The sequence below is a fragment of the Methylobacterium sp. 1030 genome, assembly GCF_040544715.1.
GTDB lineage: Bacteria > Pseudomonadota > Alphaproteobacteria > Rhizobiales > Beijerinckiaceae > Methylobacterium.
Genome location: NZ_JBEPKM010000006.1, coordinates 118,453 through 140,897, shown reverse-complemented (window position 1 = coordinate 140,897; position 22,445 = coordinate 118,453). Strand labels below are relative to the sequence as shown.

The window sequence follows — 22,445 nt, the reverse complement described above, 5'->3', positions numbered from 1 at the left end:
CGCACAGGGAGAACGCCCAATGAGCAAGCCGCTGGAAGGCATCAAGATCATCGACTTCACCCACGTCCAGGCCGGCCCGGCCTGCACGCAGCTCCTCGCCTGGTTCGGCGCCGACGTGATCAAGGTCGAGCGCCCCGGCGCCGGCGACGTGACCCGCACGCAGCTGCGCCACGTCGAGGACGCGGACGCGCTCTACTTCACGATGCTGAACTCCAACAAGCGCTCGCTCACCCTCGACACCAAGACCCAGGCCGGCAAGGAAGTCCTCGAGAAGCTCATACAGGACTCCGACGTCATGGTCGAGAACTTCGGACCCGGCGCCCTCGACCGGATGGGCTTCTCCTGGGCCCGCATCCAGGAGCTGAACCCGGGCATGATCCTCGCCTCGGTGAAGGGCTTCTCGGACGGCCACCACTACGAGGACCTGAAGGTCTACGAGAACGTCGCCCAGTGCGCGGGCGGTGCCGCCTCGACCACGGGCTTCTGGGACGGGCCGCCCACCGTCAGCGCCGCCGCGCTCGGTGACTCCAACACCGGCATGCACCTCGCCATCGGCATCCTCACGGCGCTCCACCAGAAGAACAAGACCGGCAAGGGCCAGAAGGTCGCCGTGTCGATGCAGGACTCGGTGATCAACCTCTGCCGCGTGAAGCTGCGCGACCAGCAGCGCCTCGACGCGCTCGGCTACCTCGAGGAGTACCCGCAGTACCCCCACGGCGAGTTCTCCGACGTGGTGCCGCGCGGCGGCAACGCGGGCGGCGGCGGCCAGCCGGGCTGGGTGCTGAAGTGCAAGGGCTGGGAGACCGACCCGAACGCCTACATCTACTTCACGATCCAGGGCCACGCCTGGGCGCCGATCTGCAAAGCGCTCGGCAAGGAGGAGTGGATCACCGACCCGGGCTACAACACGCCGCGCGCCCGCCAGGACAAGATCTTCGACATCTTCAAGACGATCGAGGAGTGGCTCGCCGACAAGACCAAGTTCGAGGCGGTCGACATCCTGCGCACCTACGACATCCCCTGCGCGCCGGTGCTGTCGATGAAGGAGATCGCCGAGGACAAGTCCCTGCGCGAGAGCGGCACCGTCGTCGAGGTGGCGCACCCGAAGCTCGGCAAGTACCTGACCGTCGGAAGCCCGATCAAGTTCTCCGACATGCAGGTCGAGGTGAAGGCGTCGCCGCTGCTCGGCGAGCACACCGATGAGGTGCTCGCAGACCTGGGTTACACCCAGGAGCAGATCCGGGCGATGCACGAGGCCCGCGCGGTCTGATAAGGACCGCCCGACTTCAGCGACCCTGAGACAGGACGGCGCTCCCCGGGGCGCCGTCCTTTTCACGTGCGAGCCCCGGATCCGATGCGCGCATTCCTCAGCCGTTTCCTGCCGGAGCTGACCCCGGTCAGCAAGCGCGAGCGCCTGCGCTCGGCGGCCGGTGCCCTCGTGGGCATCCTGGCGACCGGCTTCGTCTGCCGGGTCTCCGTCCCGGCCGAGGCCCTGCCGGTGCTGATCGCCCCGATGGGCGCCTCGGCGGTGCTGCTCTTCGCGGTGCCGGCAAGCCCTCTGGCGCAGCCCTGGTCGATCCTCGGCGGCAACATCGTGGCGGCGCTCGTCGGTGTCACGGCGGCGGCCTGGATCGGCGACCCGTTCGTGGCGGCGTCCTGCGCCATCGGGGTGGCGATCGCGCTGATGATGGCCCTGCGCTGCCTGCACCCGCCGAGCGGGGCCGTGGCGCTGACGGCGGTGCTCGGCGGCCCGGCGATCCGGGAGCTGGGCTACGGCTTCGTGCTGTGGCCGGTGGCGGTCAACTCGCTGCTGCTGCTGACCACCGCCCTGCTGTTCAACAACCTCACCGGGCGCGCCTACCCGCACCTGCGCCCGGCCGGGCCCCGGACCGCCGATCCGCCCTCGGACGCCCGGGTCGGCTTCCGGGCCTCGGACCTCGACGCCGCGCTGGAGGATTTCGACCAGCTCCTGGACGTCGATCGGGGCGACCTGGAGCAGATCCTGCGGCGCGTGCAGATGCGGGTCTACGGCCGCCGCTCGGGCCCGATCACCTGCGCGGCGATCATGTCGCGCGACGTGATCGCGGTGGCGCCGGACGCGCCGCTCTCCGAGGCCATGCGGCTGCTGCGCCGTCACCGCATCAAGGCGCTTCCGGTCACCGACGAGGGCGCGCGCGTCCTCGGCATCGTCACGCAGACCGACCTGCTCGACAAGGCCGCCTGGGACCGGAACGGGCCGCGCCTCGGTCTCGGCCGCCGCCTGCGCCTCACCGCCGAGCGCGGCCGCGCCCCCCACGGCTGCGCGGCCGACATCATGAGCGCGGTCGAGCCGGTCGGTCCCGACACGCCCGTGGCCGCCCTTGTGCCGCGGATGTCGGAGGCGGGGCTTCACCACCTGCCGGTGGTCGACGACGACGGCCGCCTGGTCGGGATCGTCTCGCAGACCGACCTGATCCCGGCGCTCCTGTCCGAGGCCGACGCGCCCGAGGCGCCGATCCGCGCCCGCGCGCCGGCCCGGGCCGCGCTGGCCTGACCCTCAGCGCTCGGCGGGCGGATCCGCCAGGAAGAACCTGACCGCCTGCGCCACCACGGCCGGCTGGTGGGCGTGCGGTCCGTCATACTCGACGTAGGTCACGGGATAGCCGGCTTCGCGCAGGGCCGGCACGTGGACCCGGGCGCTCCGGTCAATCGGGATCTGCTCGTCCTGGGTCCCGTGCGACAGGAAGATGCGCGGGGCGCCGACCTGCAGGTGCACCGACAGGAACCCCGCCGACGAGACGATCAGGTGGCTCGCCACGTCGCCGTTCGCGAGCCCCGACGAGAGCGTGTAGCTGCCGCCGTCGGAATGGCCGGCGAAGCAGAGCCGCTGCGGATCGAGCAGGAACCGGTCGGCGACGTGACCCAGCGCCGCCGCGACGCGCTCCCGGTCGGGCCCGTGGCCGGCGATGACGATGTCCCAGGTCGGGAACAGGGATTGCGGCGCGAGGAGCAGGAAGCGCTCGGTCCGGGCGTGCGCCTCCAGCATCGGCAGGATGCGCTCGGCGCTGCCGCCGCCGCCGTGGAACAGCACCACGAGCGGGCAGGGCCGGCGCGGATCGAGGCCCTCGGGGACCACCAGCACCGCGTCGCGCTCGGCGAAGAGGCCGAGGTCGTGCCGGCCCGGGGGGAGGGGCTCCTCGGTGGGGAGCCGGTGGCGGAAGTGCAGGCGGCCGGCGAGGTCGGGATCGATCATGGATGCACCGTCACCGAACGGATGACGGATCCGGCGCCGTCACTGCGGGCGCGGCGAAGCCATCCCCGCGCTCCGCGCGGAACTGGACCGCGCCGGCCCGGGCCGCTTCGCTTCGCTCGCGATGACGGTGCGGGGAAGGTCTCCCGGGGGCCGGGAGCTTCAGCGGAACACCGTCCCGCGCGGATCCGCGACGCCGTTCTCGTCAAGGCAAAGAGCCGGGCTCGACACGCGAGCCCAGCTTCGATGGTGTGGGATCAGAGATCTCGCGAGGGGCTCGCCCTCACTTCTTCTTCTTGATCCCGCTCTGCGGGTTGAGGCTGCCGATGTTGCCGCTCTCGCTGCCGGCCGCCGGGTCGATGACGGCGTTGACGAGGGCCGGGCGGCCCGAGTTCATCGCCTCGTTGACCGCGCGGGTCAGCTCGTCCGGCGTGGTGACGTGGTAGCCGACGCCGCCGAAGGCCTCCATCATCTTGTCGTAGCGGGAATCCGGCACGAACACGGTGGTGGCCGGGTCGCGGCCGGTCGGATCCGTGTCGGTGCCGCGGTAGATGCCGTTGTTGTTGAACACCACGATGCAGACCGGCAGGCCGTACCGGCAGATCGTCTCGACCTCCATGCCGGAGAAGCCGAAGGCGCTGTCACCCTCGACGCAGAGCACTGGCTTGCCGGTCTCGACGGCGGCCGCGACGGCGAAGCCCATGCCGATGCCCATGATGCCCCAGGTGCCGACGTCCAGGCGCTTGCGCGGCTGGTACATGTCGATGATGCCGCGGGCGAGGTCGAGGGTGTTGGCGCCCTCGTTGACGAGGATCGCGTCCGGCCGCTCCTTGACGATGGTGCGCAGCGCGCCGAGCGCCGCGTGGAAGTTCATGGGCGAGGCGTTGCTCATGAGCTTCGGCGCCATCTTGGCGACGTTCGCCTCGCGCTTCGACTTGAGCGTCTCGATCCAGTCGGACGGGGGCTGCTGCCAGCCCTGGCCCATGCCGTCGAGCAGCGCCTGCACGCAGGAGGCGATGTCGCCGACCACCGGCGCCATGATCTCGACGTTCGAGTCCATCTCGCGGGGCTCGATGTCGATCTGGATGAACTTGGTCGAGCCCGGCTCGCCCCAGCTCTTGCCCTTGCCGTGCGACAGCAGCCAGTTCAGCCGGGCGCCGACCAGCAGCACCACGTCCGAGTCCTTCAGCGCCGTCGAGCGCGCCGCGCCGGCCGAGAGCGGGTGGGTGTCGGGCAGGAGGCCCTTGGCCATGCTCATCGGCACGTAGGGGATGCCGCTGGTCTCCACGAGGGCGCGGATGGCGTCATCGGCCTGGGCGTAGGCGGCGCCCTTGCCGAGCACGATCAGCGGCCGCTTGGCGGATTTCAGGACCTCGAGCGCCCGGGCGATCGCCTCGGGGGCGGGGTGCTGGGCAGGCGCCGGATCGATCACCTTGACCAGCGACTTCTGGCCGGCCTCGGCGTCCATCACCTGGGAGAACAGCTTGGCGGGCAGGTCGAGGTAGACGCCGCCCGGCCGGCCCGAGCAGGCCGCGCGGATGGCGCGGGCGACGCCGATGCCGATATCGGCGGCGTGCAGCACCCGGAAGGCCGCCTTGCACAGGGGCTTGGCGATGGCGAGCTGGTCCATCTCCTCGTAGTCGCCCTGCTGCAGGTCGACGATCTCGCGCTCGGAGGAGCCCGAGATCAGGATCATCGGGAAGCAGTTGGTGGTGGCGTTGGCGAGGGCGGTCAGGCCGTTGAGGAAGCCCGGCGCCGAGACGGTGAGGCAGATGCCCGGCTTCTGGGTGAGGAAGCCCGCGATCGCCGCGGCGTTGCCGGCGTGCTGCTCGTGGCGGAACGAGATCACCCGCATCCCCTCGGCCTGGGCCATGCGCCCGAGATCGGTGATCGGGATGCCCGGGACACCGTAGATGGTGTCGATGCCGTTCAGCTTGAGCGCGTCGATGACGAGGTGGAAGCCGTCGGTCAGATCGGGCTCGGCCTCGACCTCGGGGGTGGTGTGGACGATCTTGGCGACTGCGGTCATCACGGTATCTCCCGGAGGATCGGTTTGTACGGGCGGCTCTCGGCGCCGGCTAGCTGGAGGATCCCCCACACTCCCGAGGAGGGGGAGGGCGGGAGATCCGCGAAGGTCGGGCGTCGCTTGCGCGACGTCGTGGGGCGGGGGGCCTATCAGGCCGCCCGGATCGGCTGGGCGCCGAGCGCCGCGGGCTGGTCCTCCGAGGCGAGGTAACGGGCCCGCATCGGGCGCAAGACGAACATCGCCAGCGCCGCCGCCGTCACGTTGAGGACGATGATCAGCGTGAACACCGCCGACCAGCCGTAGGCCGCCGACAGGATGCTGGCGAAGGGGACGAGGAAGGCCGCGGTGCCCTTGGCGGTGTAGAGCAGACCGGCGTTGCTGGCGGCGTACTTGGAGCCGAACGTGTCGCCGCAGGTCGCCGGGAACAGCGAGTAGATCTCGCCGAAGACCCCGAAATACACCGCGGTGGCCAGGACGAAGACCATCGGGACGTGACCGTAGGTCAGCAGCACGATCACCGCGAGCGCCGCCGTCGAGAAGGCGATGAACATCGTGTTCTCGCGGCCGATGTTGTCGGAGACGTAGCCGAAGAACGGCCGGCCGAACCCGTCGAAGACCCGGTCGAGCGAGATCGCCAGCGTCAGCGCCGCCATCTGCAGGCCGAACAGGCTCACCGGCACGCCGGCCACCTGGAAGTCGTGGGCGATCGGGGCGATCTGCGCCGCCGCCATCAGGCCGCCGGAGGCGACCATCACGAACATCACGTACATGACCCAGAAGACCGGGGTGCGCACCGCCTCGCGGGGGCTGCGGTCGACCTTGGTCTGCGGCAGGCGGGTCTTCTTGCGCTGGACCGGCGTGTTGGTCGACGGCTTGCGCAGCAGGAAGGCGAGGGCCAGCACCACGGCGCCCTGGCCGATGCCGAAGTACAGGAACGCGTCCTGGTAGCCGCTCGACGCGATCATGCGGGCGATCGGCACCACCGTGATGGCGGCACCCGCGCCGAAGCCGGCCGCGGTGGCGCCGGCGGCGAGGCCGCGGCGATCCGGGAACCACTTGAGCGCGTTGCCCACGCAGGTGCCGTAGACCGAGCCCGCACCGATGCCGGCGACGACGGCGCCGAGATAGAGCATCGCCAGGCTGTCGGCGTAGGCGTTGATGGTCCAGGCGAGGGCGATCATCACGCCGCCGAAGGCGACGACGATCTTCGGACCGTAGCGGTCGACGAACCACGCTTCGACCGGCACCAGCCAGGTCTCCGTGGCGACGAACAGCGTGAACGCGAGCTGGATCGCCGCGCGGCCCCAATGGTAGCGCTGGTCGATCGGGTCCACGAACAGGGTCCAACCGTATTGAAGGTTGGCGATCATGGCCATGCAGATCACGCCGAAGGCGAGCTGCCACCATTTCGCCGAAGGCGAATCCTGGCGTTCCATCCCTGAGCCTCTCTCTTGGGCGGCGCGGCCTTGCTCTGGCGGCGTCTCTCGTGCCCCGACGATCATGCACATCCGTTCTAGGTATGCAATATACCAGGGTGAGACGGACCGGGTGAAGTGTCAGGACGGCGATATTATTCCGTTTGCCCGGCCGGAGGAATCGGTCCCCAGGCACCGAGCGTCGGTGCCTCCGCGGGGCTCAGAATCTCGTCGAGGGCGGGGATCGAGGCCGGGTCGGCCGGGAAGCCGATGAGGGCGCAGGCGGCCTCCCAATCGGGCCCCGACTTCACCGCCGCCAGGGTTCCCGGATCCAGCGCCGTGATCCGACCGCGGTCGAGACGCATGAAGGCCCGGCCGGTCTCGGCCTGAACGAAGCGGACGACCGCCATCCGGCGCAGGCATTCGCGCAGGAAGCTGGTGTTGGCGGAGGCCGAGAGGTCGGCGCCGTCGAACACCGCGTCGGGCCCGGGGGCGAAGATGTCGACCTTGCGGAAGCGGTCGATGTCGATCAGCCCCTTCACGTCGAGGATGTTGAGAGTTCCGTCCGCCCAGAACGCGATGGTGCGCGGGCGCTCGCCCAGCGGCACGCTGTTGTCGAGGAACTCGCAGACCACCTGCTTGTCCCGTGCGAGCGCCCAGTTGAAGAACAGGCGCGGCATGCCGGTATAGGCCTCGACGTTGTGGGCCAGGAGGTCCTCGACGGCCTTGTAGCGGCCGAACAGCTCGCCGCGCTTCCAGGCGCGCTCCACGGTGTCGGCCGGAGGCGTGACCATGAACTGCATGTAGACGCGGTCGCCGAACCGGGTGAGCAACTGGCCGCCGCCGTCCGAGCCCGCGTCGGCCTGGAAGCTGTCGAACCGGAACCGGTCGATCAGCAGGTTCGAGATCCGCCGCTCCGCCGCCTTGCGGGTGACGTAGCGGTCGAGCTTCATGTCGATGATCTCGACCTCGTAGCCGGTCAGCGTCCCGGCGTAACGCGAAGCTTCGCCCAGGCTGTCGTAGTCGAGGAGGTACTTGCGCCAGACGTCGGGGGTGATCACCGCGAAGTCCGACCACGCCATGCCCAGCCGCCTGGCGAGGCCGAGCTGGTAGGGGCGGATCGTGCTCTTTCCGGACGCCGAGGCGCCCTTCACGTTCATCACCACCGGATGATCCTGCGGCGCCAGCCGCCGGTAGCGCTGCGCCTCGACGACGGCGTCGATCCAGGGCTCGATCTGCTCGCCGACGCGCCGGCTGCCGTAGCCGTTCGAGACCAGCGTCCCCGCGATGGTCCGCAGCAGCGCGGCGTCGCGGATGACCGCATTCTGCCGCGCGATGAGGCCCGACACCACGGCGCGCAGGGCCTCGCAGGCGGCCATCTCCAGGGCGTCGCCGGCTTCGGCGGCGCGTCGCTGCCAGCTCTCGAGATGGCGCAGGGCCCGGGTCGCGAGATCCTCGCGCGGCGCCTGGACCGTCGGCGGGCGGCGCCCGAGCAGGCGGTCGAGCCAGCGCGGCTCTGGCGGCGGCGGGGGAGGTCTCTCCTCCAGGATGGCGGCGATCTCGCGGGCGAGCACCGCGTCGGCCTCGGCGCGGATCCGGTCAAGGGCGGACTCGACCTCGGCGAGGCGGGGCTCGATGCCCTCGCGCAGGATGGTCGCGACGATGGCGCGGAAGTTCACGCCGAGATCGGCGTAGACTTCGCCCACCGGCACGGAGAGATCCGACATCACCCGGATCAGGACCTCGTGGACGACGAGGCGCCCGGCCCGGAACCGGGTGAGCTGGCGGGCGGGCAGCCCGCAGAGATCGCTCAGGTCCAGGGCGTCGCGGAGCGGCGTCTCGACGTGCTCCGGCCGGTAGACGGTCACGAGGGGCAGGAAGCCGGACGGCAGATCGGACCGGACGCCCGGGTTCCAGGGGCCGATAGGCGGCTCGGGAGAGTGGACCGACGCGTCCGTCACGCGCGCGGCAACCGTATCCGTCACCGTGCGCTCCGCCGAAGACCGCCCGAGAAGTCCGCAACGCGCGCCGCGACCTCGGGACGAGGGCGAGGACCGGGCAGACGCCTGCCCGGTCCTCGCGGCGAACCCAGCAGTCCCGACCCCGACCACACGGCCGCGGGCGGACGCCGATTCTCAGAAGATCTTCTGGAACCAGCCGTGGGCGTCATTGGAATTGCCCCGCTGGATGTCCACCAGCAGGCTCCGCAGCCGCTGGGCCACGGGGCCGGCCTTGCCGTTCCCGATGGTGAAGCTCTCCTCCCGGCCCTTGACGGTGCCGATCGGCGTGATCACCGCGGCGGTACCGCAGGCGAAGGCCTCGGTGAGGCGGCCCTCCCGCACGTCGGCGCGCCACGCGTCGATCGTGTAGGGCTCCTCCTTCACGGTCAGGCCCGCCTCCCGCGCCAGCGTGATCACCGAGTCGCGGGTGATGCCGGGCAGGATGCTGTCCGAGAGCGGGGGCGTCACCAGCGTGCCGTCCTCGAAGACGAAGAACACGTTCATGCCGCCGAGCTCCTCGACGTAGCGGCGCTCGGCCGCGTCGAGGAACACCACCTGCTCGCAGCCCTGCGACGCCGCCTCCGACTGCGCCGCGAGGCTCGCCGCGTAGTTGCCGCCGCACTTGGCCGCGCCCGTGCCGCCCGGGGCCGCGCGGGTGAAGTGCTCCGAGACCCACACCGTCACGGTGCCGGTCGGATCCTTGAAGTAGGAGCCGACCGCCGAGGCGATCGTCACGAACAGGTATTCCGAGGCCGGCTTGACCCCGAGGAAGGCCTCGCTGGCGATCATGAACGGGCGCAGGTAGAGGCTGCCGTCCGGCGTGTCGGGGATCCAGGCGCGGTCGATCTCGACGAGCCTGCGCATCGCCTCGACGAAGGCGTCCTCCGGGAAGGGCGCCATCGCCATCCGCTCGGCGGAGCGGCGGAAGCGCAGGGCGTTGGCCTCCGGCCGGAACAGGGCCGCGCCGCCGTCCGCGGTGCGGTAGGCCTTCAGGCCCTCGAAGATCTCCTGCGCGTAGTGCAGCACCGCGGCGGCAGGATCGAGGGGGATGGCCTCGCGCGCCTGGATCCGCGCGTCGTGCCAGCCGCGGCCGGCGGTGTAGCGCGCCACCACCATGTGGTCTGTGAACACCTTGCCGAAGCCAGGATTCGCCATCAGCGCGGCCCGCTCCTCGGCGGTCCGCGGGGCCGGATGACTTTGGATCTCGAACGTCAGGTCGCTCACGGTGTGGTCCTCATCGACTGAGGCCCTTATGGCGCGCTCCGGCGCGCGAATCTACGGAGCCGGCGCATGACGGCGTCGCCGCACATGCGAGTCGCTCGCCGAGTCACTCGGCGCGTCACTCGGCGCGTCACTCGGCGGTCGCGGGCTCCGACAGCTGCAGACGGTGCAGGCGCGCGTAGGCGCCGCCGGCGGCGAGCAGGTCGTCGTGGCGCCCGGTCTCGATCACCCGGCCCGCCTCCATCACGGCGATCTGATCGGCGTCGCGCACGGTCGAGAGCCGGTGGGCGATCACCAGGGTGGTGCGGCCGCGCATCAGCCGGGTCAGCGCCTCCTGGACGAGCCGCTCCGATTCGGAATCGAGGGCCGAGGTCGCCTCGTCGAGGAGCAGGATCGGCGCGTCCTTGAGGAAGGCGCGGGCCAGCGCCATCCGCTGCCGCTCGCCGCCCGAGAGCCGGCCGCCGCCCGGGCCGACCCGGAACCCGTAGCCTTCCGGGAGGGCCGAGACGAAGGTGTGGGCCGCGGCGGCCTCGGCCGCCGCCTCGATCTCCGCGGGCGTGGCCCCGGGTCGGCCGAAGCCGATATTGGCGGCGATCGTGTCGTCGAACAGCACGACCTCCTGCGAGACGACCGCCACCGCGGCGCGCAGGGAAGCCAGCGTCACGTCCCGGACATCCTGGCCGTCGATGGTCACGGCGCCGCCGGTGACGTCGTAGAGGCGCGGAACGAGGTTGAGCAGCGAGGACTTGCCCGAGCCCGAGCGCCCGACGAGCGCCGTCACCGATCCGGCCGGGACCGCGAGGTCGATGCCCTCCAGCGCCGGCGCGTCCGGCCGGTAGCGGAACCGGACGTCGGCGAAGCGGATCGCGCCGCCGGTCACCGCCAGCGGCCGGGCCTCCGGCGCCTCGCGGATCGTGGCACTCTCGTCCATGACGTCGAAGTAGCGCCGCAGCGCGGCCGCCGCCTCCTGCAGGATGGCGTTGAGGTTGCCCAGCGCCCGGGCCGGCTGGGCGGCGAGGAGCAGGGCTGCCACGTAGCCGGTGAAGTCGCCGACCGTCTTCTCGCCGGCCAGGACACGCTGGCCGACCAGCACCAGGACGCCCGCCACCGCGATGCCGCCGCCGATCTCGAGCAGCGGGTCGAGGCGGCCGCGGGCATTGGCGGCTTTCATCTTGAGGCGCCGCACCTCGTCGAGGGCCTCCGCGGCGCGGCCCTTGAGGTAGGCCTCCATCGCGTAGGCCTTGGCGACCCGGGCCCCCTGCAGGCTCTCGGAGATCAGGCTGGCGGTGGCGCCCATCTGCTCCTGGGTCGAGGTCGAGACCCGCCGGAGCTTCCGGCCGATCCGCCCGATCGGTCCCGCCACGAACGGGACCGTGACGCCGGCCACGAGGGTCAGCACCGGATCCATCCAGATCAGCGCTGCCACGAGCCCGATCAGCATCGCGATGTCGCGGAGCAGGACCGTCGAGATGCGGGTCAGCGCCTCCTTGATGAAGGCGAAGTCGGTGGTGAAGCGCTGGGTGAGCGCCGCCGGGCTCTCGCGGCCGAGCTGGGCGAGGTCCGAATCGATGAGATGCCCGTAGAGCGCCGCCTGCATGTCGGCCTCGACCCGGGTCACCACCCGGTTGGTCAGCACCGTCTGGCCGTAGAGGGCGAAGCCGCGCGTGGCCGTGACGACGATCACCACCAGCGGTCCGTACGCGATGGCGGCGGCGTCCTTACGGTCGAAGGCGTCGAAGGCGGCCTTGATCAGCGCCGGGTAGAGCCCGGTCGAGGCGCCGACCAGGGCGATCAGCACCAGCACCACCGCCAAGGTGGCCCGGTGCGGGTACAGCCACGTGCGCCAGAGCCGGGCGAGGAGGGGAGCCGTGTCGCCGGGAAGGCGCGCCATGAGACCTACCGGGTCGGATCAGTGCCGCCCCGGGGCAGGATGCGCGGCGGCTGCGGTTTGCCGCCGCCGCCGCCGCGGATCAAGGCTTTTGCTCAGCGGCCGTCGCCGCGCGACCCGTGATCGTCGCCGCGATCGTCACCGCGGTCCCGGTGCCAGCCGCCCCGCATGCCGTGGCCGCCCATCGGGCCCATCGGCCGGGCGAGGATCATGGCGCGCCGCTTCTGGTCCTGGTCGAGGCTGGCGTAGAGCGGCTGGGACGCGTCGGCGAGCTTGCGCAGGGCGTCGCCCCGCGCACTCGCCGCGTCCGCCATCGCCCGCAGCGCCGCCGGCGCGTCGTCGCTGAACTTCGGCCGGTCGCGCATCGCCTCGCGGCGCTGCTGGCGCAGCTTGGCCATGTCGCGGATCGCCGTCTCCACCGGCGGCCACAGCTTCTCCTGGTCGGCGTTGAGCTTCAAGCCGGCATGCAGGGCGGCGATGCGGGCATCCGTGAAGGCCGCGCGGTCCTCGGGGGTCAGCGCGCTCCAGCGGCCGTGCCCGCGGAAGCCCTCGGGTCCGTGATCGCGCGCGACCGCCGCGCCGGCGAGCCCGAGGCCGAGCGCCCCGGTCACCAGGATGGCCGCCGTCAAAGGTCGGGACATGGAAATCTCCGTCTCACGCTCGGGACGTCGCCGCGGCCCGCGGCGGCGCCCAACGCCGCGCATAGGGCACCTTCCGTGTATCCCGCTTGTGTATGTAACAATGTTACATTAGTGGCAGGCGCGACGGGGTTGCGGCAGGTGGAGCGGTGCGGCGCGTGGCGAGAACATTCCGGATCGCGGCGCTCGCGATCCTGTCCCTGTGGTTCGGGTCGGCGGGGCCGGTCTCGGCCGCACCGCAGGACCGGCCGGTGCGGGCGGTGGCGACCTTCTCGATCCTGGGCGACCTCGTCCGGCAGGTCGGCGGATCGCACGTGACGGTGGCGACGCTGGTCGGTCCGGACTCCGACGCGCACGGCCTGAGCCCGTCCCCGGCCGACGCGCGCAAGCTCGCCGAAGCCGACATCGTGTTCGTCAACGGCCTCGGGCTGGAGGGCTGGTTCGACCGGCTGATCCGGGCCTCCGGCACGCGCGCCCCCGTGGTGGTGGCCTCCGCGGGCGTGAAGCCGATCCCCGCGCAGGACGAGCACGCCCACGAGGACGGCGACCACGGACACGGACACGGCGACCACGCCGTGGACCCGCATGCCTGGCAGGACGTCGCCAACGTGCGGACCTACGTGGCGAACATCCGGGACGGCCTCGCCAAGGTCGATCCGGCCCATGCCGACGCCTACCGGGCGGCGGCGGCCGCCTACCTCGCCGAGCTCGACGCGCTGGAGCGGGACGTCCGGGCGGCGATCGCCCGCATCCCCCCGGAGCGGCGGCGGATCATCACGACCCACGACGCCTTCGGCTACTTCGCGGCGGCCTACGGCCTGCGCTTCATCGCGCCGCAGGGCGTGTCGACGGACAGCGAGGCGAGCCCGCGGGACGTGGCCGCGATCATCCGCCAGATCCGGAAGGAGCGCGTGCCGGCGGTGTTCCTCGAGAACATCAGCGACCCGCGCCAGATGCAGCAGATCGCCCGCGAGAGCGGCGCCCGCGTCGGCGGCAAGGTCTATTCCGACGCGCTCTCGGCGCCGGACGGCCCGGCCGCGACGTATCTCGACCTGATGCGGTCGAACCTGAAGGCGTTCGACGCCGCGCTGATGCCGGGCTAACCCGCCGGGAGGGCGCGCCGCCGCGATCCTTCGCCTTCACGGCGTCGGACATGACATAGCGTAAACCGCCGGTTAAGAGGCCCCCACTAGCCTTACGAAACGGGTGCCAGCCGATCCTCGTGCGCGAGGGCTCAAGGCCTTGGGGCCTTCAGAACGCGTAGCTCGGAGATCGCGTGGCTTGGGGGCCTGACCGCTGGCGCTTCTATCGGCTCGTCGCGCGCGAGACCGCGCGCGCGGTCCGCGCCGCCGGCGCCAGCGTCACAGCCCCGCCCGACATCCTCGCCCGGATGCGGGTCGCCGGCTTGGTGATCGCGCCGCAGGACCTGCGCACCTCCGACGCGACCTTCGCGGACGACATCTACGCCGGGTTGTTCGTCTTCGCCGGCCGGTCGCTCGCGGCGAGCGGCGGCTCGCCCTTCGACTACGCGGCACCGTCGCCGGAATGGGCCGACGAGCTCTACGGCTTCGGCTGGCTGCGCCACCTGCGCGCCGCCGACACCGCGCTGGCCCGCGCCAATGCCCGCGCCTTCGTGGCCGATTTCATCGCCGGCCGCGGCGACGCGGCGCTCGCCCGCCAGACGCCGGTGGCGGCGCGCCGGCTGATCTCGTTCCTGTGCCAGTCGCCCCTCGTTCTGGAGGGTGCCGACCACGGCTTCTACCAGAACTTCCTCAAGGCGATCGGCCGCAACGCCCAGCAGCTCGAGCGCGACCTCCGGCGCGGTGTGCCGCCGCAATGGCGCCTGAACGCCGCGGTGGCGCTCTGCTACGCCGGCCTGTGCTGCGACGGCATCCAGCCGATCCTGCGCCGGGCGACCCGCATCCTGACGCGGGAGCTCGACCGGCAGATCCTGACCGACGGCGGCCACCGCTCCCGCGACCCGCGCTACGCCATGGAGCTGCTCCTCGACCTCCTGCCGCTGCGGCAGAGCTACCTGAGCCGCAGCGTCGAGCCGCCGCTGGCGCTCCTGCGCGCGGTCGACCGGATGCTGCCGCTGCTGCGACTGCTCCGCCACCCGGATGCCTCGCTGAGCCACTTCAACGGCATGGGCGCCACGGACGCGGACCATCTCGCGACCCTGCTGGTCTACGACGGCGCGCTCGCCCGCCCGCTGATGCACGCGCCGAACTCGGGCTACGAGCGCCTGGAGGGCGGCCGGGTGGTGATCGTCGCCGATGTCGGTGCCAGCCCGCCGCTGCCCTACGCGGTGAATGCCGGTGCGGGCTGCCTCGCCTTCGAGATGTCGAGCGGGCCGCAGCGCATCGTGGTCAATTGCGGCCTGCCGGCCAGCGGCGCGGATCTGCGCCTCCTTGCCCGCTCGACGCCGGCCCATTCGACGGCCTCGGTGGCCCACGCCTCATCCTGCCGGTTCCTCACCCGCACCGGGTGGTGGGGCGAGCGGCTGCTGGCGGACTGGCTGATCGGTCGGCGCGGGCCCGTGGTGCTGAGCGGTCCATCTGCGGTGGCGGCCGAGCGGGCCGAGGAGGCCGACAGCGTCGTCCTCGCTGCCCGGCACAACGGCTACGCCCCCGAATTCGGCATCGTGCACGAGCGCCGCTGGCAGCTCTTCCACGCGACGGCGCGCCTGGAGGGCCGCGACGCCTTCCTGCGCCAGGGCAAGGGGCTCAGCCGCGGGCGGCGGCTGCGCCCGCAGGACGTGGCGATCCGTTTTCACCTGCATCCCGGCATCGCGGTGCGCAGCGTCCCGGAGGGGCTGGAACTCGCCTCGGCGCTCGGGGAGGTCTGGGTGTTCAGCGCCGAGAACGCCGAGATCGCCATCGAGGAGAGCGTCTACTTCTCGGGCCTGACCGGACCGCGCCGGACCGACCAGATCGTCCTTCATCTGCGGGTATCCGACGATGTGGAAGTCCGGTGGAACTTCGAGCGTCGGGCCTCCGCGCCCCTGCGCGGCGTGGCGCCCTGACGGGTCTCCGGACAGGGCCGGCTGGCCGGGCTCACCGTTTCCATGCTACCGCGCCGGAAAATCTCGAACTTTCGGCACGAAGCTATGGCGCACGATCAGGTGCGGGTCTCCCGCGCGCTCCTCTCGGTCTCGGACAAGACCGGCCTCGTCGACTTCGCCCGGGCGCTCCACGCCCGCGGCATCGCGCTGGTCTCGACCGGGGGCACCCACCGGACCCTGCAGGAGGCCGGCCTGCCGGTCACCGAGGTCGCCGACCTGACGGGGTTCCCGGAGATGATGGACGGCCGGGTCAAGACGCTGCACCCGGCGGTCCACGGCGGCCTGCTCGCCATCCGCGACAACCCGGAGCACCAGGCCGCGCTCGCCGCCCACGGCATCGGCGCCATCGATCTCCTCGTGGTCAACCTCTACCCGTTCGAGGCGACCATCGCGGCCGACCGGTCCGACGCCGACTGCATCGAGAACATCGATATCGGCGGCCCGGCCATGATCCGCGCGGCGGCCAAGAACCACGCGGACGTCGCCGTCGTCACCGACGTGTCGGACTATGCCGGCGTCCTCGCCGCCCTCGAGGCGCAGGACGGCGCACTCGGCGCGGATCTGCGCCGGAGCTTGGCGCAGAAGGCCTTCGCCCGCACCGCCTCCTACGATGCCGCCATCGCCAACTGGATGGCGGGCCGCTTCGGCGCCGAGGCGCCGGCCCGCTTCCGGGCCTTCGGCGGTTCCCTGGGCCAGGAACTGCGCTACGGCGAGAACCCCCACCAGTCGGCCGCCTTCTACCGCGCCCCCGGTAAGGTCCGGGCGGGCGTGGCCACCGCCCGCCAGCTCCAGGGCAAGGAGCTGTCCTACAACAACTTCAACGACACGGACGCTGCCTACGAGTGCGTGGCCGAGTTCGACCCGGCCCGGACCGCCGCCGTGGCCATCATCAAGCACGCCAACCCCTGCGGCGTCGCCGAGGGGGCGAGCCTGCTCGAGGCCTACGAGCGGGCCCTGAGCTGCGACCCGACCTCCGCGTTCGGCGGCATCGTCGCCCTGAACCGGACCCTCGACGCCGAGGCGGCCCGCCGGATCGTCGAGATCTTCACGGAGGTGATCATCGCCCCCGACGCAACGCCCGAGGCGGCGGCCATCGTGGCCGGCAAGAAGAACTTGCGCCTGCTGCTGGCCGGCGGCGTGCCCGACCCGCGGGCCGGCGGGGAGACCGTGCGGACCCTCGCGGGCGGGCTGCTGGTCCAGAGCCGGGACGCGGCGGTCGTCGACGACATGCCGCTCACGGTCGTGACCAAGCGCGCGCCGACCGAGGCCGAGCTGGCCGATCTCCGGTTCGCCTACCGGGTGGCCAAGCACGTGAAGTCGAACGCCATCGTGTACGCGAAGGCCGGCGCCACGGTCGGCATCGGCGCGGGCCAGATGTCCCGGGTCGATTCCTCGCGCATCGCTGCCTGGAAGGCCGCCGAGGGGGCGAAGCGTCTCGGGCTGGCCGAGAGCCTCGCTGTCGGCTCGGTGGTGGCGTCGGACGCGTTCTTCCCGTTCGCGGACGGCCTCATGGCGGCCGCCGAGGCGGGCGCCACCGCGGTGATCCAGCCCGGCGGCTCGATGCGCGACGCGGACGTGGTCGCGGCGGCCGACGAGGCCGGTCTCGCCATGGTCCTGACGGGACACCGCCACTTCCGGCACTGAGCCGGCGGGCCGTCGCCCGCCCTCCGGGACGGCGCGCCACCTCGGGGGCGGCCGCACCGGTCCGGACGCCCCGGAACGCCCGCGGTCGCGCCGCCGCGCCGCGTTAACGATACGCCGCGATCGGAGCGGCCGGGTCGATTGTTTGCCGAGCGGGCGCTTCCGCCCAGCATTGCCGTGAACAGACGCGGTGCTCGACCAAGCTCGGTAATGAATGGTCGGCGTCCGGGAAAACTATCTTTGGTGAAACATTACGGGTGTAATATTCCAAATTTGTCGAATAGGCGCGGTGTCTGCGCCGCGGGTTGAAATTTTCTCGGCCGCACGCCATCATCGCGGAGAAATGCGCCGGAAGCTCGCGTGGAGAACTTCCTGGAACAGCTCCGGGTCGAGTGACGAGATGGTGGTCGCAGCGCTGTTGTTTCTCGTGGGATGGCTTCTCGGCCGATCCTACTCGGTGATCATCCTCGCCCTGACCTCGTCGGTGATCCTGTTCACCGCCACGACGATCTTCGTGTCGGTCTACGGGATCGACCTGCTGCGCGTCCTGATCGTGTTGGGATATCTAACCGCGCATCAGGCAGGGTATCTCCTCGGCGCCTATCTCACCGGGTACCCCGAGAGCGATCGGGGGCGGTGAGGCGCATCACCACCACCAGACCAGCCGTCCGGCGTACCCGTTGATCAGGATCCAGAGCCCAGCAGCGACGAGGGACCAGGTAATCACAAGGAGAAGCGGTGGCTTCGTGCCGGGCTGACTGCGCAGAAGTGTCAGGACGGTGTTCACGTTCGATATCCCAGGGGCCCGGTGCGGAGGGAAAGCCGATACGGGCTCGTACCGCATCGGGTTCCACCGGGCCGATTGTCGGCAGGTTAAATCTTGTCCAGGCTCGGGTGACGGGCGCGCCTTCGATGAGCTCAGGGTCGCCGGTCAAATTACTTGCAGTTGCAATAAGTCGCCTCTCGCAACATCAAAAGTTTGAACCAGGACAATTGACGCTCCGGATCCGGTCGGTGGAGGCCTGTTTCCGCCGGGCCTCGATACTTGACACATCCGTATAGGATCAGACGAAACGCAATCCGTGAGGAACCGCACGGGTCGCTATTTCGCCGCCGCGTTGCAGGCTCGACACAAGGGGGACGGCCGCGTCGTGCCGTACGAACGAGAACGCCCAGGCAGCGTGAGCTGCCTGGGCGTCTGTGACACGCGCCGGACCTCGGTCCGACCGGCTCGCGCCGATCAGGTGTCGGCGAAGATGTCGCGATCCTTGGTCTCCGGCACGAAGAACACGCCGATGATCACTGTCGCAACCGCGATGACGATCGGGTACCAGAGGCCGAAATAGATGTCGCCGGTCTGGGCCACCATGGCGAAGGCGGTCGCCGGCAGGAGGCCGCCGAACCAGCCGTTGCCGATATGGTAGGGCAGCGACATCGAGGTGTAGCGGATCCGGGTCGGAAACAGCTCCACCAGCATGGCGGCGATCGGGCCGTAGACCATCGTGACGAAGAGCACGAGGATGAACAGCAGGCCGATCACCTGCGCGACCTGCGGCCGGAAGATGTCGAACGGGTTCGACATCTTGACGATCTCGGGGTCGCCGGCCTTCGGGTAGCCCGCGGCCTGCAGCGCGGCGGTCGTGGCCTTGTTGGCCTCGACGTTGCCGCCCTGCGGGTACGGGATCTCGGTGTCGTTGACCCGGATCGTGGTGGGCTGGCCGGCCGCGCCGGGGGCGGTCGAGTAGCGGACCGACGACTTCGACAGGAAGTCGCGGGCGAGGTCGCAGGGCTGGGTGAACACCCGGGTCCCGACCGGGTTGAACAAGGTTCCGCAGGCGGCCGGATCGGCCGTCACCGTCACCTTCACGTTCTCGATCGCCGCCTCGAGCTTCGGGTTGGCCGTCGAGGTGATCCCCTTGAAGATCGGGAAGAACGTCGCCGCCGCGATCGCGCAGCCCGCCAGGATGATGACCTTGCGGCCGATCTTGTCGGACAGCCAGCCGAAGACCACGAAGAAGCCGGTGCCGAAGAGCAGCGACCACGCGATCAGCAGGTTGGCCGTGTAGCCGTCGACCTTCAGGATCGATTGCAGGAAGAACAGCGCGTAGAACTGGCCCGTGTACCAGACCACGCCCTGGCCGGCGACGAGCCCGAACAGGGCGATGATCGCGAACTTCGCGTTCCGCCACTGGCCGAACGCCTCGGTGAGCGGCGCCTTGGAGGTCTTGCCCTCCTCCTTCATCTTCTGGAAGGCCGGCGATTCGGAGAGCTGGAGGCGGATCCAGACCGAGATGCCGAGCAGCAGCACCGAGACCAGGAACGGGATGCGCCAGCCCCACTCGGCGAAGGCGGCCTCGCCGGTGATGGTCCGGGTCGCCAGGATCACCATCAGCGACAGGAACAGGCCCAGGGTCGCGGTCGTCTGGATCCAGCTGGTGTAGAAGCCGCGCCGGCCGTTGGGGGCGTGCTCGGCCACGTAGGTCGCCGCGCCGCCGTACTCGCCGCCGAGCGCGAGGCCCTGGGCGAGGCGCAGGACGATCAGGATGATCGGCGCCGCGATGCCGATGGTCGCCGCGTTGGGCAGGATGCCGACGATGAAGGTCGACAGACCCATGATCAGGATCGTGACGAGGAAGGTGTACTTGCGGCCGACGAGGTCGCCGACGCGGCCGAACACGAGGGCGCCGAACGGGCGGACGATGAAGCCGGCCGCGAAGGCCAGCAGGGCGAAGATGTCGCGCGTGGCCGGCGGGTAGGCCGAGAAGAATTGCGCGCCGATGATCGCCGCCAGCGAGCCGTAGAGATAGAAATCGTACCACTCGAACACGGTGCCGAGCGAGGACGCGAAGATCACCCGCTTCTCGGCCGACGTCATCGGCCTCGCGGCGTCCCCTGTCCGCGCACTCGCGGTTGCCACAGCCATGAAACAGGTCCTCCCAGACGCATTTGGGCGGCCCGCGACACGGATCGCCCGCTCACCGGCCCGATTCCCGGGCGGTTCTGCGCACGGCGCAGATCACCTATGCGTTATCGCACCGATTGGAGCGGTCAACCGGTAAAGCGATCGTGAAGACTCCCATCAACATGGGCGCGTACGCAGTTGTCACCGGAACGACGAAGGGCGCGGCTCGCGCCGCGCCCTCCGCCTGTTCGACGCTTCGGAAGGCCGTCAGTGCGCGTGCGCGCCGGCCGCCCCGATGCCGGTCTCGGAGCGCACGTACTGCGCCTCGAAGGCGGCCCGCTCGCGCTGGGCCCGGCGGGACTTGTCCACGAGGGAGACGACCCAGATCGTCGCGAAGGCCAGCGGCATCGAGAACAGCGCCGGGTTGTCGTAGGGGAAGAGCGGGGCGGGATTGCCCAGCGTGGTCACCCACACGGCCTTCGACAGCACCACCATGATGACCGCCGCGAGCAGGCCGACGAGGCCGCCGGCAAGCGCGCCCCAGGTGGTGGTGCCGCGCCACAGGATCGACATGGCCAGCACCGGGAAGTTGCAGCTCGCCGCCACCGCGAAGGCGAGGCCGACCATGAAGGCGACGTTCTGGTTCTCGAACACGTAGCCGAGGTAGATCGCCACGATCCCGATCACCACGGCCGAGATCTTCGACAGGTTGACCTCGTGCTTCTCGGTGGTGCGCCCGCGGGCGATCACCTGGGCGTAGAGGTCGTGGCTGATCGCCGAGGCCCCGGCGAGCGTGAGCCCGGCGACGACCGCGAGGATCGTCGCGAAGGCCACCGCGGAGATGAAGCCGAGGAAGTACGGCCCGCCCACCGCGTTGGCGAGGTTCACCGCCACCATGTTGGTGCCGCCGATCATGTCCTTCAGCTTGTCGAACGCGCCGGCCGGACCGAGCTTGAAGTAGACCGGGTCCGACATCAGCAGCGCGATGCCGCCGAAGCCGATGATGAAGGTCAGGATATAGAAGTAGCCGATCAGGCCGGTGGCGTAGAACACCGACTTGCGGGCGGCCTGGGCGTCCGAGACCGTGAAGAACCGCATGAGGATGTGCGGCAGCCCGGCGGTGCCGAACATCAGGCCGACGCCGAGCGAGATCGCCTCGACCGGGTTCGACACCAGACCGCCCGGCGCCATGATCGCGTCGCCCTTCGGGTGGACCTGAACGGCGTTGGCGAACAGCGATTCCGGGTTGAAGCCGTACTTGTACAGAACCGCGCCGGCCATGAAGGTCGCGCCGCCGAGCAGCAGGCAGGCCTTGATCACCTGCACCCAGGTGGTCGCCTTCATGCCGCCGAAGGCGACGTAGACGATCATCAGGACGCCGACGATGATCACCGCGTAGAGGTAGGGCAGGCCGAACAGGAGCTGAATCAGCTTCCCCGCGCCGACCATCTGGGCGATCAGGTAGAAGGCCACCACCACCAGGGTGCCCACCGCCGAGATGATGCGGATCGCGGTCTGGTCGAGGCGGAAGCTCGCCACGTCGGCGAAGGTGAACTTGCCGAGGTTGCGCAGGCGCTCCGCGATCAGAAACAGCACGATCGGCCAGCCGACCAGGAAGCCCGTCGAGTAGATCAGCCCGTCGAAGCCCGAGGTGTAGACGAGGCCGGAGATGCCGAGGAACGAGGCCGCCGACATGTAGTCGCCGGCGATCGCCAGCGAGTTGGTGCCGGCCGAGATGCCGCCGCCCGCCGCGTAGAAGTCGGCGGCCGACTTGGTGCCCTTGGCCGCCCGGTAGGTGATGCCGAGCGTCAGCAGCACGAAGAACAGGAACATCAGGATGGCCGGCCAGTTCGTGGCCGATTGCGCGACGGCACCGAGATCCGGGCCGGCCGCGTAGGCGGCGCTCGCGACGATCGTGGCGAGCGTCAGGCCGAGGAGGAGGCGGTTCATCGGGCCACGCTCCGCTTCAGGGCTTCGCTCAGCGCGTCGAAGCGCGTGTTGGCCCGGGCGACGTAGACCCCCGTGAGCGCGAAGGCGAACAGGATCACGAACACGCCCGCGAACAGGCCGAGGGAGGCGGTGCCGCCGACCTTCACGGCGAGGAGCGACTTGTCGAAGGCGATCAGGCCGATGAAGCCGAAATAGACGACCAGCATCAGGATCGTCAGGATCCAGGCGAAGCGGGTGCGCTCGTGAACGAGCTGCTGGAACTCGGGTGTCCGGGCGATCCGCTCGACCTGCGGATCGGCGGCGGTCTCGCGTGGGCGTGGTCCCGGGGGCGCCGCGCGCCCTCGGGTGTTCAGTGTCGTGCCGCTCATGGGTGTTCCTCCCGCGAGGGCCTGCTCTGGCCCCCCGGTTCTTCGCGTTGAGACTCGTGGTTCTTGTTGGGAGCGGGCGCCGCCCCGGCACCCGCCCCGGTCC

The 22,445-nt window shown here is 70.6% G+C and carries 16 protein-coding genes; 6 read left to right on the top strand and 10 right to left on the bottom strand.

The features are described from left to right. The first annotated feature begins 19 nt into the window (after positions 1-19). Together frc and ABIC30_RS10385 are read left to right on the top strand one after the other, a co-directional pair. Positions 20-1,270 (top strand): formyl-CoA transferase, encoded by a 1,251-nt coding sequence (gene frc, locus ABIC30_RS10390; protein ID WP_020092898.1) that lies wholly within the window; start codon positions 20-22, stop codon positions 1,268-1,270. A gap of 84 nt (positions 1,271-1,354) precedes the next feature. Beyond that, positions 1,355-2,533 (top strand): HPP family protein, encoded by a 1,179-nt coding sequence (locus tag ABIC30_RS10385; protein WP_020092897.1) that lies wholly within the window; start codon positions 1,355-1,357, stop codon positions 2,531-2,533. Between the two features lie 3 nt (positions 2,534-2,536). On the opposite strand, the gene ABIC30_RS10380 is transcribed toward ABIC30_RS10385, so the two are convergent. The 7 genes from ABIC30_RS10380 to ABIC30_RS10350 form a co-directional block, all read right to left on the bottom strand. Then, positions 2,537-3,232 (bottom strand): alpha/beta hydrolase, encoded by a 696-nt coding sequence (locus ABIC30_RS10380; protein WP_042675230.1) that lies wholly within the window; start codon positions 3,230-3,232, stop codon positions 2,537-2,539. Positions 3,233-3,512: 280 nt separating this feature from the next. Continuing rightward, complete coding sequence (gene oxc, locus ABIC30_RS10375) at positions 3,513-5,258, bottom strand: oxalyl-CoA decarboxylase (RefSeq protein ID WP_020092895.1); 1,746 nt, start codon at positions 5,256-5,258, stop codon at positions 3,513-3,515. A gap of 146 nt (positions 5,259-5,404) precedes the next feature. After that, positions 5,405-6,691 carry an oxalate/formate MFS antiporter gene (oxlT, locus tag ABIC30_RS10370; protein WP_020092894.1) on the bottom strand — a complete coding sequence of 429 codons (1,287 nt, stop codon included), beginning with the start codon at positions 6,689-6,691 and terminating at the stop codon, positions 5,405-5,407. A 134-nt stretch (positions 6,692-6,825) separates the two neighbouring features. After that, complete coding sequence (locus ABIC30_RS10365) at positions 6,826-8,631, bottom strand: DEAD/DEAH box helicase family protein (RefSeq protein ID WP_020092893.1); 1,806 nt, start codon at positions 8,629-8,631, stop codon at positions 6,826-6,828. Between the two features lie 174 nt (positions 8,632-8,805). Further along, positions 8,806-9,894: a branched-chain amino acid aminotransferase gene (locus ABIC30_RS10360; protein WP_020092892.1), complete on the bottom strand. Its 1,089-nt coding sequence runs from the start codon at positions 9,892-9,894 to the stop codon at positions 8,806-8,808. 127 nt (positions 9,895-10,021) lie between these two features. Continuing rightward, the gene (locus ABIC30_RS10355; RefSeq protein ID WP_020092891.1) at positions 10,022-11,782 is read right to left on the bottom strand and encodes an ABC transporter ATP-binding protein; all 1,761 of its coding nucleotides are present in this window, start codon (positions 11,780-11,782) and stop codon (positions 10,022-10,024) included. Between the two features lie 92 nt (positions 11,783-11,874). Further along, the gene (locus tag ABIC30_RS10350; protein ID WP_026604886.1) at positions 11,875-12,420 is read right to left on the bottom strand and encodes a Spy/CpxP family protein refolding chaperone; all 546 of its coding nucleotides are present in this window, start codon (positions 12,418-12,420) and stop codon (positions 11,875-11,877) included. A gap of 155 nt (positions 12,421-12,575) precedes the next feature. Here ABIC30_RS10350 and ABIC30_RS10345 point away from each other — a divergent pair, with 155 nt between their 5' ends. From ABIC30_RS10345 to ABIC30_RS10330, 4 genes are all read left to right on the top strand, one after another. Further along, complete coding sequence (locus tag ABIC30_RS10345; protein WP_020092889.1) at positions 12,576-13,520, top strand: metal ABC transporter solute-binding protein, Zn/Mn family; 945 nt, start codon at positions 12,576-12,578, stop codon at positions 13,518-13,520. A gap of 173 nt (positions 13,521-13,693) precedes the next feature. Then, positions 13,694-15,442, top strand: coding sequence for a heparinase II/III family protein (locus ABIC30_RS10340; RefSeq protein WP_020092888.1), 1,749 nt, complete (start codon positions 13,694-13,696; stop codon positions 15,440-15,442). Between the two features lie 84 nt (positions 15,443-15,526). Continuing rightward, complete coding sequence (gene purH / locus ABIC30_RS10335; protein WP_020092887.1) at positions 15,527-17,125, top strand: bifunctional phosphoribosylaminoimidazolecarboxamide formyltransferase/IMP cyclohydrolase; 1,599 nt, start codon at positions 15,527-15,529, stop codon at positions 17,123-17,125. Positions 17,126-17,522: 397 nt separating this feature from the next. After that, positions 17,523-17,762: a hypothetical protein gene (locus ABIC30_RS10330; protein ID WP_020092886.1), complete on the top strand. Its 240-nt coding sequence runs from the start codon at positions 17,523-17,525 to the stop codon at positions 17,760-17,762. 600 nt (positions 17,763-18,362) lie between these two features. On the opposite strand, the gene ABIC30_RS10325 is transcribed toward ABIC30_RS10330, so the two are convergent. From ABIC30_RS10325 to ABIC30_RS10315, 3 genes are all read right to left on the bottom strand, one after another. Further along, positions 18,363-19,997, bottom strand: a complete 1,635-nt coding sequence (locus ABIC30_RS10325; protein ID WP_020092885.1) for an MFS transporter — start codon at positions 19,995-19,997, stop codon at positions 18,363-18,365. Between the two features lie 294 nt (positions 19,998-20,291). Further along, on the bottom strand, positions 20,292-21,974 hold the full coding sequence (locus tag ABIC30_RS10320) for a cation acetate symporter (protein ID WP_020092884.1): 1,683 nt from the start codon (positions 21,972-21,974) through the stop codon (positions 20,292-20,294). Next, positions 21,971-22,342, bottom strand: a complete 372-nt coding sequence (locus ABIC30_RS10315; protein WP_020092883.1) for a DUF485 domain-containing protein — start codon at positions 22,340-22,342, stop codon at positions 21,971-21,973. Before ABIC30_RS10315 ends, ABIC30_RS10320 begins: the two co-directional genes overlap by 4 nt. Positions 22,343-22,445: the final 103 nt, after the last annotated feature.

Bases quoted from the DNA above. Each gene is read 5' to 3' on its own strand.
- frc (WP_020092898.1), top strand. From the start codon at position 20: ATGAGCAAGCCGCTGGAAGGCATCAAGATCATCGACTTCACCCACGTC.
- ABIC30_RS10385 (WP_020092897.1), top strand. From the start codon at position 1,355: ATGCGCGCATTCCTCAGCCGTTTCCTGCCGGAGCTGACCCCGGTCAGC.
- ABIC30_RS10380 (WP_042675230.1), bottom strand. From the start codon at position 3,232: ATGATCGATCCCGACCTCGCCGGCCGCCTGCACTTCCGCCACCGGCTC.
- oxc (WP_020092895.1), bottom strand. From the start codon at position 5,258: ATGACCGCAGTCGCCAAGATCGTCCACACCACCCCCGAGGTCGAGGCC.
- oxlT (WP_020092894.1), bottom strand. From the start codon at position 6,691: ATGGAACGCCAGGATTCGCCTTCGGCGAAATGGTGGCAGCTCGCCTTC.
- ABIC30_RS10355 (WP_020092891.1), bottom strand. From the start codon at position 11,782: ATGGCGCGCCTTCCCGGCGACACGGCTCCCCTCCTCGCCCGGCTCTGG.
- ABIC30_RS10350 (WP_026604886.1), bottom strand. From the start codon at position 12,420: ATGTCCCGACCTTTGACGGCGGCCATCCTGGTGACCGGGGCGCTCGGC.
- purH (WP_020092887.1), top strand. From the start codon at position 15,527: ATGGCGCACGATCAGGTGCGGGTCTCCCGCGCGCTCCTCTCGGTCTCG.
- ABIC30_RS10330 (WP_020092886.1), top strand. From the start codon at position 17,523: ATGGTGGTCGCAGCGCTGTTGTTTCTCGTGGGATGGCTTCTCGGCCGA.
- ABIC30_RS10325 (WP_020092885.1), bottom strand. From the start codon at position 19,997: ATGACGTCGGCCGAGAAGCGGGTGATCTTCGCGTCCTCGCTCGGCACC.
- ABIC30_RS10320 (WP_020092884.1), bottom strand. From the start codon at position 21,974: ATGAACCGCCTCCTCCTCGGCCTGACGCTCGCCACGATCGTCGCGAGC.
- ABIC30_RS10315 (WP_020092883.1), bottom strand. From the start codon at position 22,342: ATGAGCGGCACGACACTGAACACCCGAGGGCGCGCGGCGCCCCCGGGA.